8 protein-coding genes are annotated in these 12,855 nt (G+C 65.7%); 2 read left to right on the forward strand and 6 right to left on the reverse strand.

The window, feature by feature from the left end; all coding sequences use genetic code 11:
- Nucleotides 1-115 precede the first annotated feature (115 nt).
- Nucleotides 116-1,060 (forward strand): dihydroorotate dehydrogenase, encoded by a 945-nt coding sequence (locus ABFD92_13215; protein MEN6505498.1) that lies wholly within the window; start codon nucleotides 116-118, stop codon nucleotides 1,058-1,060.
- Between the two features lie 35 nt (nucleotides 1,061-1,095).
- Here the strand turns inward: ABFD92_13215 and aroE are convergent, their stop codons facing one another.
- From aroE to ABFD92_13245, 6 genes are all read right to left on the reverse strand, one after another.
- Nucleotides 1,096-2,631: a shikimate dehydrogenase gene (gene aroE / locus ABFD92_13220; GenBank protein ID MEN6505499.1), complete on the reverse strand. Its 1,536-nt coding sequence runs from the start codon at nucleotides 2,629-2,631 to the stop codon at nucleotides 1,096-1,098.
- A 4-nt stretch (nucleotides 2,632-2,635) separates the two neighbouring features.
- On the reverse strand, nucleotides 2,636-3,601 hold the full coding sequence (locus tag ABFD92_13225; GenBank protein ID MEN6505500.1) for a hypothetical protein: 966 nt from the start codon (nucleotides 3,599-3,601) through the stop codon (nucleotides 2,636-2,638).
- A 249-nt stretch (nucleotides 3,602-3,850) separates the two neighbouring features.
- Nucleotides 3,851-6,079, reverse strand: a complete 2,229-nt coding sequence (locus tag ABFD92_13230) for a DUF4340 domain-containing protein (GenBank protein MEN6505501.1) — start codon at nucleotides 6,077-6,079, stop codon at nucleotides 3,851-3,853.
- 43 nt (nucleotides 6,080-6,122) lie between these two features.
- Nucleotides 6,123-9,236, reverse strand: a complete 3,114-nt coding sequence (locus ABFD92_13235; protein MEN6505502.1) for a hypothetical protein — start codon at nucleotides 9,234-9,236, stop codon at nucleotides 6,123-6,125.
- Nucleotides 9,227-9,976: an ABC transporter permease gene (locus ABFD92_13240; GenBank protein MEN6505503.1), complete on the reverse strand. Its 750-nt coding sequence runs from the start codon at nucleotides 9,974-9,976 to the stop codon at nucleotides 9,227-9,229. The genes ABFD92_13235 and ABFD92_13240 overlap by 10 nt, the downstream gene beginning before the upstream one ends.
- Nucleotides 9,977-9,996: 20 nt before the next feature.
- Complete coding sequence (locus tag ABFD92_13245) at nucleotides 9,997-10,974, reverse strand: ATP-binding cassette domain-containing protein (GenBank protein ID MEN6505504.1); 978 nt, start codon at nucleotides 10,972-10,974, stop codon at nucleotides 9,997-9,999.
- Nucleotides 10,975-11,265: 291 nt separating this feature from the next.
- Here ABFD92_13245 and ABFD92_13250 point away from each other — a divergent pair, with 291 nt between their 5' ends.
- Complete coding sequence (locus tag ABFD92_13250; protein MEN6505505.1) at nucleotides 11,266-12,771, forward strand: metallophosphoesterase; 1,506 nt, start codon at nucleotides 11,266-11,268, stop codon at nucleotides 12,769-12,771.
- The last annotated feature ends 84 nt before the right edge of the window (nucleotides 12,772-12,855 follow it).

Genomic DNA, 12,855 nt, shown 5'->3' on the forward strand with positions numbered 1-12,855 from the left:
CGGCAGCGTCCGCCAGAAGCATCGAAAGCGGCGGCTGAGGCCGCCGCACTCCACATGCGACGCACGTTAGTCGACGCTTTTCTTTTGCTCGCGGATTAGGGTATCATCGGCGTGCATGACGGATATCGCCAACAAGCCTGACCTGTCTGTTGAAATCGCGGGTGTCGCCTTGCAGAACCCGCTGATGACCGCCAGCGGCACGTGCGGCTACGCCGACGAGTACGCGGACTTTCTGGACCTGGGCGAGCTGGGCGCCTTCGTCACCAAGAGCATCACCGTGGCGCCGCGGCAGGGCAATGACTACCCCCGCGTCGTCGAGACGCGAGCCGGGACGCTCAATGCCATCGGGCTGGCCAACGTGGGGCTGCAGGCGTTTATCAGCGAAAAAGTCCCGCTGCTGGAGAAGCTCAAGCTGCCGGTCTTCGTCAATGTCGCCGGTACGACGGTCGAAGATTACATCGCCGTCGCCGAGGCGCTGGAAGGCGTCGCGGTGGTGCGCGGGGTGGAACTGAACATCTCCTGCCCCAACGTCAAGGAAGGCGGGATCCAGTTCGGAACCGACCCGGCGCAGGTGCAGAAGGTGACCTCCGCGCTGCGCAAGGTCTGCCGCAAGAACATCCTGATCGTCAAGCTCTCGCCCAACGTCACCGACATCAGCGCCACCGCCCGCGCCGCCGTCGAGGCCGGCGCCGACGCCCTGAGCATGATCAACACCTTCACCGCCATGGCGATCGACATCGAGAAGCGCCGGGCGATCCTGGGCAACCGCACCGGCGGTCTGTCCGGTCCGGCGATCCGCCCCATCGCCGTGCGAATGGTGCATGAGGTCTACACCAAAGTCGCCAAGGCGGCGGGCATTCCGATCATCGGGATGGGCGGGATCCAGTACGCCCGCGACGCCGTCGAGTTCCTGCTCGCCGGAGCGACCGCTCTTGCGGTGGGAACCGCCCTGTTCGTCAACCCCGCCTGCATCGTGGAGATCAAGAACGGGATCGCCGATTATCTCCGCCGGCACAACTGCTCGTCCATCCGCGAGATCATCGGAACGCTGAGTCACTGAAGTGACCAGTCCAAAAACGCGCACACTTGCAGAGACTAGCTTTGCAGCTTCTTCAATACCACGCTGCGCATGATCTCTCGGGGGGCTTGAATCCCTGTCCAGGTTTCGAATTGCGCGACCGCCTGGTTGACGAACATGTCCACGCCGCTGACGGTCCTGCACCCGGCGGCGCGGGCAGTCTTCAGCAGCTTGGTCTCGATGGGGTTGTAGATCGTGTCGAAGATGACTTCGACGCCCGGCGGAACCTGCGCCAGCGGTGAGTCGTCCACGCCCGGATGCATTCCGATCGACGTGCAGTTGATCACGACCTGCGCCTCCAGCGACGCGACGCGGCTCCAGTCCTTCGCCGTGCAGAAGAACTCCTCCGCCAGCGCCTTGGCGCGGGAGAGCGTGCGATTGTAGACGGTGACCTGCGCCCCGTAATGCACCAGCGCCGCCACGACCGCCCGCGCGGCGCCGCCGGCGCCGAGCACGGCGACCGGACGGTCGAGCAGTTCCTCGCGACGAAGTGACATGGCGTTGCACAGCGCGTCGATGGCGGCTGCATAATCCGTGTTGCGCCCGCTGAGGGTTCCACCCGGTCCAATGGTGATCGTGTTGACCGCGCCGATCATCGCCGCCAGCGGTTCGCAGTTGGCCGGCCCGACGTACGCCAGGGCGGCTTCCTTGTGCGGGATCGTCACGCTGAGCCCGCGCCAGTCCAGCCAGGGGCGCTCCAGCAACGCGTCCATGAAGCGGTTGAAATTGTCCGCGCCGCTCTGCACCAGCATGGGCACGTACACGGCGTTGACGGCGGCCGCTTCGAACGCCGCGTTGTGGATCGCCGGGCTCAGTGAATGGGCGATGGGACAGCCGACAACGCCGTAGACGGCAGTGCGTTCGTTAATGCTCTGCCAGCGGTACAGGTTCCGCATGAGGTCGATGTTGACCTGCCCCGGCGCGGTCGAGGCGGTGTCATTCAACGTGGTGAAGGTTCCGTACGCGCCGAACTTCCGCCCCAGGATGCGGCTGACAATGCCCGCCTCGCCCATCGCCAGGGCGATCATGTCGCGCGACCGTGACCGCAGCAGGTCCAGCGGGCGAAAGCCGTCTTCCGCTCGCGAGGGCGTGAAGACGATCTTGGTGACGGTGCCGGCCGACTGCTCCATCTCCGCGACGAGCTGGTCGAGATTGTCGGGCACGGCGTTGAAGTCGTGATGGCTGCGGATGATCTGCGACTGCCGGGCTGCGTTGGCGACGGCCAGGGCTTCAGCGACGGGCACGTCTCGTTCGATATCGACGGTGGCGCCGAGGTTGGCGGCACGGCAGAGCACGCGGAGGCGGGCGTATTCGTCGCCGTCGTAGCGTCCGCCCTCGCGCGTGGGGCGGCAGGTGACGATAACGGCGGCGGGGGGTTCTTTCAACAGGCGTTCAAGCTGTGCGTCGTCGGGCAGGCGGTCGAGGTAATCGAGGCGGCACTCGACAGTGTCGGCCCCGCGCGCGGCGGCGGTTTCCATGTCCTGGCGCATCTGGCGCGCGGTGGGCGAGGTCAGGCAGCAGATCAGTCGCGTGGGATGTTGGTCGCTCTGCATGGGTTCAGCGTTGCCGTCGCGCGTCGGGCTGCTTCTGGGATTTGCGCGGGCGCGGGTTCTGCAGCGCCGGTTGCCGCGCCGTCACCGCGAGCTGGTTGAGCACCTTGAGCAGCCGCTCGCCGGCGTTGTCCTGGTGCGTCACCTCTTCCGGCGCGCCCTCGGCTGTGATCTTGGCGGCCGCCGGGTCGGCGTACTTCCGCACTCGGTCCTGGCGTTGGAGCACTTCTTTCCAAAGCGTGTAGAACGCCTGATAGAATCGGTCCGAGCGCTCCTTCTTCATGGTGGCCGACTCGCTGCGGACGGCTTCGAGCATGACGGTGTAGTCCCACAGCCTGTCGCTCTCGGCCGTGATGATCATCTCGATGAGTTGCTTGTCGGTCTCGGCCTGGTCGGCATAGACCATCAGTCGCCCGAGGGTGCGGGCCAGGACGGCGGCCTGCTCGTTGTGGAATTTGGCGGCGAGATCCTTCTTAAGTTTCTCGATGCGGGCCTGGCGCAGCTTGGCGGGGTCCTGGGTTTTGTCCTGGGGATTGTCTTTGAGCTTGTCGAGTTGAGGGGGGGTGTACTGGGGCATGGGCTCGTACTTGCCCAGGCGCTGGTGGAGGGCCTGCACCGCGGGCATGGCCTTGCGGACGACATCGGTCTTGGCGTTGAGCAGCGGTCGCAGGAGGCAGTTGGCGGCGTAGAGATCGGCGGGGGTGGCTTGGCGCTGGCGAAGAAGCGTCTCCAGGATGCCGACCGACTCGCCGTCGTACCACAGGTCCTTCATGAGCAGTTCAAGCCTGGAACTGGCGGGGCGCTGCTTGATCCAGTTATCCAGGGACTGCCGGGTCGCAGGCCCGTCCAGCCATTTCTGCGCCAGGGACTGGGCCTGCTGGGCGAGATCTTTCATTTCTTCCGAGCGTGCGCCCTCGGCTGCCAATGCGGCGCTCGCCAGAGCCAGAACGATCAGAGATGCCAATGTTTTCATAGCCATGCGTCCCTTTGTGCGACAACCCGGTATCATATCAAACGAACGGCGCGGGGGCACTATTTCAGGGTTGTGCGTCTTCCTGAGATGCAAGAATTCGGGGAGCATGGGCGAGACGCCCATGCCACACAGCAAGAGCATGGGCGAGACGCCCATGCCACACAGCAAGAGCATGGGCGAGACGCCCTTGCCACACAGCAAGACATGGGCGAGACGCCCATGCTACTCACGGGCGAGACGCCCGTGCTGCTACGGTTTGGCTTTGAGGTCGCCGAGCTTCTTGATCAGGCTCGCGGCGGTCTTTGATGAGATCGTGAAGATGCCGTCGAGCCCTTCGACGACCGCGTAGCGATTGTCGCGGTTGTTCTGGCCGATGTGGGAGACCATGACGCGTCGGATCTTGCCGTCGGTCTGCACCAGTTCAACGCAGAACCAGGGGTTGTCCAGGCGGTACTTGGGCAAATCGCGGGTCTTGTAGTCGACGAAGGCGTCGGCCTGCAGCTTGCCCGCCTGGGCCAGGAAGGCGCTGATCTCGCCGGTGTCGAGCTTGACGTAGGGATCCTTGGGATACGTCCAGGCCTGGCCGTCTTTTCGCACCGCCAGCGTCTCGTCGCCGGCGATAAAGCGAATTTCGCCGACGGTCTGGGACTGGATATTCCAGACCGAGCGGCTGCGCAGTTCGGTCGAGAGTTCATCGAAGAACGTCGCGGGCATCTCACCGACGGCGGCGGGCGTCGCGCCGGTGTGGATGGCGTAGATCTTGCCCTCCTGCCGCACGACCTGAAGGGCATAGGTCCGGTTTTTCGGCTGGGAGGCGGCCGTTGCCGGCCCGGTGGCCGCGGGCGCCTCGCGGGTCGTCAGCGTCAGCGTGATGCTCTCAGGAGCCTTGATGAACTTCTCGGGCGGCTCGTTTCCCAGGAAGATGATCTTCGATGCCGCCAGCTTTCGCACGCGGCGGGCGAGCTTGTCTATGTTTCCGTCGTCGGCCGCCGCGGAGATCGGGGCGAGCATCTTCCAGCCCGCGTCGTCTTTGCGGACGGAGAAGACGCTGCCGGAGCGGTTGACGTCGATCTGCACGATCTGCTCTGAGGCAGGAATATTCAGCAGCACGTTGTCGCGATAGGCAGCCGGTTCCAGCGCCAGGGGGTCGATCGTCCGCGTGGGCACCACCGCCACCGGCGCCGTCTCGCCGGCCTGAACGTAGGTCATCTCGCCCGAGGGGCTCTTGCCGCCGATGCGCAAGGTCAGGCGATGCTTGGAGCCCTTCAAGGCCAGCGAAATCACCGCCCGCGGGGTTGTCAGGCCCGCGGTGAGACTGTCGCTGAAGTCCTCTGCCCGCAGCCCCGCCAAGCCCGCCAGCAGCGAAGCAATCTGAGCCTCATTGGCAGCCGTCGCGTACGGGGCGGTCATGGCCCAGCGTCCCGTCGTCGAGACGAGCGTGGCGCTCTTGCCTTGGGCTTCGATCACGATCTCGTTGACGGCGTCGGCGTCGAAGTCGAGCACCTGCCTTTGCCGCAGCGCCATCAGCGGCGGCTGGAGGGCGTCCATCAGCGAGGCGGGCACCAGGAACACGCTGGGCGAGTCGGTGCGGCGGGCGTAGATTTGGTCTGTGCTCTTCGCGCCCAGGGCGATGGTCAGCGGCGTCTGGGCCGGCGCCGAGGCGCGCGTCGAGGCCGGCTGCGTTGCAGCGCCCTTCTGCCACAGCGTCACCAGCAGCGACTCCTGCCCCGCCGCCAGACCGTACAAGGCCAGGTCCGACTCGCCGCTGGCGACCACGTCGTCGGCTTCGATGCGGCAGGCCCGGCGCAGCAGGTCGTCGACGCCCTCGTCGCTGGCCTCGGCCACGACGGGGGCGACGATCTGCCATCGGCCGCCCCGGCGGGACAGTTCAAAGCTGTTCTTGCCCCTGACGCTGACGCGGGTCACGGCGGTGGTGGGCAGGTCTACGAAGACCTTGTCGCGGTAGACGCTTGCCGGCTGGTCGAGGTCCCGTGCGAAATCGTACGCCACCCATGCCGGGTCATGCCCGGGGACATGCACGTAGGTCCGCGTCTGGCTGACGCCCATGATCGGGGTTTGGCGCCCGACCTCGATGACGTGGTTCTTGCCCGCCTCATCCGTGAAGGTGAGGATCCACAGTGGCTTGTCCAGCCCCGACAGGTCGTTGTCGATTCCGGCGGCGGTGGTGGCTTTAAGCGACTGGATCTCGTCGATCATGCGGTTGACGCGCCAGGACTGGGCCTTGGCCTGGTAAGGCCGCTCGACGTGCCACTCGTTGCCGCGCCGGGAGAAGTCGATGGAGGCTCCGGCGGCGTCGGTGATCCGGACGGCGACGATCTTGCTCGTCCCCGGGCTCAGGAGCCGCTCGTCGGCCGGGGCGTCGTCGGCGACGTTCAGCAGGGTCGAATGGCGCACCAGGATGTATCCCAGGCACAGCACGAGGATCAGCGTCAGAGCGATAGCGGTTTTGGGTTTCATCGTCTGGTCTTTCTGGAGCAGAAACAGCTTTCTTGAAATCCCTTCAGCGGCGCAGCGTCATGATCGTCACGCCGGCTACCACCACCAGCAGCGGCAGCACGCCGATCAGCAGCACCGCCAGGAGGCGGCGCGACTGGTCGTTGATGACGACGACATCGGCGTTGGCCGGTCCGGTGGCGATGTAGTTCGTCTGCCCGATCAGCCAGTAGACGCTGTTGATGACCAGGTCGGCGTTGGTCCACGGGGCGGGCTGACGGTCGGCCAGGCCCTTGGCGTCTATGAATCCCACATCCTGGTCGAGATAACCGTCGATGAGCCCCAGCGTCAGCCCCAGCACGACGATGCGCCCGGAACCGGCGCCCGCGGCGCTTTGCGTGGTCGCCGAGGGCTTGGACTGGGAGTTGGCTGCGCTATCCCGCGAGGCCGCCAGGGCAACGGGGAAGGGTGTAGGAAGATCGCCCTTCTGGTAGTCGGGCCAGATCTGGCTGTCGTTGGTGCTGCGGAAACGATCGAGCAGTTCGGGCAGTCGCGCGGTGGCCCAGGTGTCGTTCCTGGCCGGAACCGCCAGCAGCGGCGTGACCGTGACATTCGGAATCTTCGTCGAGACCTGATCGAGAGGGCAAATGGCCTGCCAGAGCGTTCGCTGCCCCTGGAGCGGCTTACCGATGGGGTGATTGCTGTACTCGTTGAGCGGCGTGTAGTTGATGCGTTGGAGGTTGATCCTGAACCGCTGGGGGTCGCTGGGATCGGTCGCGGCGGGTATCACCAGGAACTCGCTCTTGACCTCGATGCCCCAGTCATCGCGCAGGTAATCGTTGAGCATGTACGCCGGGCTCATCGGCGGCACGCCGTACATCGTCTGGCGCGGCTGCAGGAACATGCCCATGAAGACCGCCCCGATGCCCGAGTCGATCGCCTTCTTGAGCCGATCGACATGCACCGCGCCAAAGCGGCTGTTGGGATCCCGCGGATCGGCCGGCCCCGACGGCGGCGGCAGAATCAGCAGCACCTGCGCCGGCGGGTCTCCTGCCGCCAGCGCCGGTTTGGGCTGGGCCAGGTTCCATCGCTTGACGACGAAGTTGCTCTCCTCGAGCCGCTGCGTCAAGGCGCTGAACTGCTCTGGTGACAGCGGCGGGAATCCCTCAGGATTCCGCTGGGGCGAGGGGATCTCACAGTACGTCAGCCACACGGTCGCGAAAGGCGTGACGCTCCTGGCCAGAATCGCCGAGGCGATGGCGGTGTCGCCGTTGAATGCCCGCGGCGTTTCGTCCTTGCCGGGCAGGGCGGGCCCCGCGGTGCGAGGCGGCCAGACCTGGTCGAAGTCGATGACCTTGTTCTTGCCGTCGACCTCGACGATGATGATGTTGTCTTTGCGCAGATCCGCCGCCAGCGACGTCGACTCGACCTTGGGCAGCGCGTTGACCTGCTCGACCAGTGCCTTGAGGGTCTTGTGGGCGGGGGCAAAGAGCGTGTCCTCGCGCGCCTGGCGGAAGAAACTCTGGGACAGCTTGTCGGGGCTCGAGAGCGTGGCCAGAGCCTGTTCGAGCTTCTGTCGCGACTGCTGCAGTGAGCGGGCCATCCACACCACCCGCGTGCGCATGCGCGTGACGGTCTGCGTCTGGAACTGCGTGTTGGCGGCGGCGATGTTATCCTCGGCCTCGGTCACCATGGCGTTGATCAACTCGGCCCGCTGGCGATAGATCACCGCCAGCATTGCGCGGACCTTGTCGGGGCGGTCCGGAGATTCCTCGACCTCGTCCTGCATTGCCATGCAGCTATTGATGATGCGGCTGTTTTCTTCGCCACCGGCGCGGCCGATGGCGGCGGTGACCGCGGCGGTCTTGGCGGACGCTTGACGTGCGGCGGTGATGAACTGGCCCAGGACCGCTGAAGGGTTCTCGGGGACGGGCTTTTCGGGCGTTCCGATGGCCCGAGCCATCGCCATGGTGGCGGTCAGCGCCTCGTCGGCCGCTTCGAGGGTTCCCTTGGTGTTCTTGGTTAGCATGGTGGGCAGTTGTTCGAGGTGGACCATCAGGACGGAGAGTTCTTCGAGGGCCTGGTGGGCTTGCTCAAGGGAGGTCTTGGCCTCTTCGGTCAGCTTGGCGTAATCGGGCAGGCCCGAGCCTTTCAGATCGGCCTGCACCTGTCGATGGGTCTGCGAGAGCTGCTGGGACTGGTTGTTGAGGACGACGGCGACGCGGGGCGTGAGGCTCCAGAGGTTCAGGAAGGCGGCGCCGGAGGCCTTTTCCCACTGCTGGCGGTTCTGGAGGAGCTGGTCGCAGATGGACTTGCCCTGGGCGTCGAAGCTCTTGAGGAACCTGGCGTGAGCCTCGAACTTTCTGGACTCCTCGGCGCTGAGGCGGGCGATCACGCGGGCCCTGACGACGTCGCTGGTGGCGTCGACGACCTTGATCTTATCGCAGCGGTCGGCCATGTCCCTCAGCAGCTCGAGCGTGCGCGGGCCGTACTGGCGCGACAGCTCGGCGCCGGCCTTGTCCGTCGCCGCATACGCACACGTCAGCGTCACGGGCTTGTCCAGCGACGCGAGAATCTGCGCGGTACGGTCCGAGACGTCGGCGCCGGTGCTTTCCATGTTCCAGCGGGCGTAGTCGCTCTGGGCGATGAGGTTGATCACGAACGTCACCGCGACCGCCGCGGCGATCGTCACGCTGACCATCGCGGCGTAGCGCAAGCGCGTGGCGGCCGCCGCCGCCCGCACCATCATCACGCTCATGATGGCCGCGGCGCCCAGCAGGGGAATCAGCAGCATGATGACATCGCCGGGCAGGGCGGTGTCCTTGACCAGGTCCGTCCACCACGCCGGAGATGGGCCGGCCTTGTCGGCCGAGAGCATCGCCCCGACCAGGGCCACCATCGCTCCGCCGGAGACTACCAGGTAGAAGATCAGGCTCAACCACAGCCCCCAGATCTGGCCCCTGAACATCTGCAGGCCGCCCGCCAGCACTAGCGCCAGCAGCAGCAGCCAGACGAGCATGTACGTGGTGAGGGCGGCGTTGAGCTTGGCGGAGAGGATCATGCCCGTCACGATGGCCGCGATGGCCAGCAGCGAAACAGCCATCGACGCCATCGCCGCCAGGTGCGAGGCGGAGCGGTCCATCAGGCTGGTGGGGGCATGGGAGGGATGCGTTATCGCCATCGTCGGGACTCCAGTGTTTTGATGCTCAAAAACAGGAACAGCGCCGCGGTGGTCAGGAAGAACGCCAGCCCCCGCGTGTCGAGCGTGCCGCGGGCGAATGAGCGGAAGTAGTCCAGCGCGCTGAGGCGGGCGGCCAGCAGATTCCAGGGCTCGCCCAGGTGCGTCATCAGGAACTGCGTCAGAAGGGCGAAGGCCGACAGCATCGCCACGCCGACGATGACGGCCACGATCTGGTACTCCGTCAGCGTCGAGGCGAACAGGCCCACCGCCAGGAACGCCGCCCCCAGCAGCAGCATGCCGATGTATCCGCTGGCGGCCACGCCCAGATCGGGCTGCGAGTAGACCGCCATCACCGCCAGCAGCACGGTGGTGCCGGCCAGCAGGGCGGCGTAAAAGCCCATCACGCCCAGGAACTTGCCCAGCACGACCTGCGCGTCGGTGACCGGGGCGGTCATGAGCGTCTCGATGGTTCCGCTGCGGAACTCCTCGCTCATCAGACGCATCGTCAGCAGCGGGGCGGCGAAGACCATGATCGCGGCCATCGCTTCAAAGAGAGGTCGCAGCGAGGCGGTCGCCCCCGAGGCCAGCACGGGCTCAAAGATGGGGATGCCCAGCGGGCTCAGTCCGAAGAAGAAGACCGCGGCGCTTCCGGACAGGAACAGCGCCCCGATCACGTACGCCACGGGCGAGAAGAAGTACGCCGCCAGTTCCCGCCGGGCTAACACCAGGGTCTTGAGCATCGCTTCATCGCTCCTTCGGGTCAGGCACCGGTGGCAACGCGGTTGCCGGCCTGCATGTTCTGCTGATAGGTGATCTGGACGAAGTAATCTTCCACCGACCCAACCTCGCGTCGCAGCTCGCGCAGGGCGTAACCGGCCTCGGCGGCCATCGCCGCCACGTCGGCGCGCAGGTCGGCGTCGGGGTCGCCGGCGATCACCAGGCGCGTCCAGTTTCCGTGGGCGGAATGTTCGACCTCGCGCACGCCCTTGAGGGCCTTGACGGCCTTGGCCAGGTCCGCCCCTTCGGCGCCGCGCAGTTCGGCGATGACCCTGGAGGGACCGGTGACTCTCTGGCGGAGCTGGGCGGGGGTTCCGCTGGCGGCCAGCCGCCCGCCGGCGATGATGATCAGGTGGTTGCAGATCTGCTCGACCTCGGCCAGGATGTGGCTGGAGAGGATGACGGTGTGCTCTCCGGCGAGTTCCTTGACCAGCTCGCGCATCGACCGCACCTGGGCGGGGTCCAGGCCGATGGTCGGCTCGTCGAGCACCAGCACCGGCGGGTTGTGCAGCAGCACCTCGGCCAGGCCCACGCGCTGCTTGTATCCGCGAGACAGTTCGTCCAGGCGGCGCCGCATCATGTCTTCAGGCTGGCTCAGCCAGCACCGCTCGGCGACGCGCTCGACCGCAGCCTTGCGCTTGGCCGAGGGAATGTCGCGCAGCGCCGCGCGGAACATCAGGTAGTCGCGCACGCGCATTTCGCCGTACAGCGGGACCGACTCGGGCATGTAACCCACCTGGCGCCGCACCTCCAGCGACTGCGAGAGCACGTCATGCCCGGCGACCGTGACCTTGCCGCTGGTGGCGGGCAAATAGCAGGTGAGGATCTTGAGCGTGGTGCTCTTGCCCGCGCCGTTGGGGCCCAGGAAGCCGACAACGGCGCCCTTGTCGATGTGGAAGGAGATGTTGTCGACCGCCAGCACCGGTCCGTACCACTTGGTGAGGTTCTTAACGTCAATCATGGACTGTCCTCAACGAGTCGTGTTCTTTGTACGCTCCCCGGAGGAACGCTGTTCTTGGCGGCGTGGTATGAGCTTCTGCCCGCCTCCCGCGGGGGGAGTGTAGATCTTTATAAGTAAGGAAAGCGCTCGCCCATGTCAAGGCTGATCGCGCGCAGTCCCGTCCTGGGCGGTGTAAATGCCCCGGCATCTCAGTGCCGGGGCCTTCAGAAAATGCCCGCGCCCCAAAGAATGTTTCCGCCGCCGCGGCGGAATCAGTATCATCCGTTAGTCACCACTGAAATGGAGCATCGCATGATGTCCAAGCTTCTGGTCGCCTGCCTGCTGCTGACCTGTGCGCCCGCGATGGGCGACGATCCGCAGATCAAACTCCCCCTGACCAACGCCGCCTGGACGTACTCGGCTGACGAAGGCAAAACCTTCACCCTCGCCAGGCAGGAGATCAAGCCCCTGGCCGTGGTGTCGGTGGCCGCACAGGCGGAATTCGTCGTCGACGATCTCGACGCCTGCGGCGGGATGTTCCTGGCGGCCGACCCCAACCTCGGGGCGGCGCCGAGCTATACGATCAACGGCAAGGCCGTCGCCGGTCCGCTGGATGGCATGCTCTACCAGTCGATCCCGCTGGACTGCAGAAAGTACCTCGTCAAGGGCAAGAACGTCCTGGTCGCCACGGGCAAGTACACCAATACGCTCGATGTGGCGGCCGCGGTCGCGGTGGCCCCTCGGCTGGAACTGCTGCCCCCGGCGGCCGTGGCCATCCAGTCCGGTCCGGTGCTGGGGCATGTCGGGGCCGACTACTTCACTGTCACCTGCCGCACGAACGTGCCGGCGGAAGTGACGGTAAAGACCGACATCTCTTCGGTCGTCAGCGAGCGAGGCTACATTCACCGGCTCAAGGTGGCGATCCCGCCGGGGGCCAAGAAGTTCTCGTACACGCTGACGGCCCGCGTCGGGACGGCCTCGAAGAGCGAAGGGCCTTTCGACGTGATCGTGCCGGGACACAACCCCAAGGGCTTTCGTTTCGTGATCGCCGGCGACAGCCGCTCGAATCCCGGCGGATGGAGGAACGTGGCGACGGCCTCGCTCAAGGCCGCCCCGGAAGCGTTCTTCTTCACCGGCGACACGGTCAGCAGCGGTCCGCTCGATGAGCTTTGGGACAGCGAGTTCTTCGCCCCGGCGAAAGAGCTCTTTGCGACGGTGCCCCTGTACTCGGTGATCGGCAATCATGAGGACCACGCCCCGATCTACGCCGAGATGATCTACAGCCCCGGCGGCGACGGGCGGGCGATGAACTGGTCGCAGACCATCGGCGGCGTGCTGTTCATCGGCATCGATGGCGCGGAGGACTGGAATGCCGGATCAAAGAATATCAAGTGGCTCGAGGGCGTGCTGGAGGCGTCGAAGGAAAAGTTCGTCTTCTTCCTGACGCACTACCCGGCGTGGTCGTCGGGCCCGCACGGGCGCGGCGAAGAAACCATGTACGCCTGCCAGAAGGTCATCATGCCGCTGCTGGCCAAATACAAGGTGCAGGCGATGGTGGCCGGCCACGACCACGACTACGAACGCTCCGAACCCCCCGCCGATAAGGGCGTCCCGTGCATCGTCGCCGGCGGGGCCGGAGCGCCGCTGTACAAAAAGAGCGGCCGCGCTTCTGCGGGCAACCCGTACTCCAAACTCTTCGTCGCCGGCTCGCTGCACTACTGCGTCTTTGATCTCAAAGACAACACGTGTACGATGAAGGTCTACGATCTGCAAGGCAAGATCATCGACGAGAAGACCTTCGAGGCGCGGAAGCTATAGCTGGTGATATGGATGAATGGATGGCTACATGAGCCTCGAAGAGGCTCCGGAGGCTCATGCCTCCGGCTAAATCCTGGCGTCCCT

It is taken from the genome of Planctomycetaceae bacterium (genome assembly GCA_039680605.1).
Taxonomy (GTDB): Bacteria; Planctomycetota; Phycisphaerae; order SM23-33; family SM23-33; genus JAJFUU01.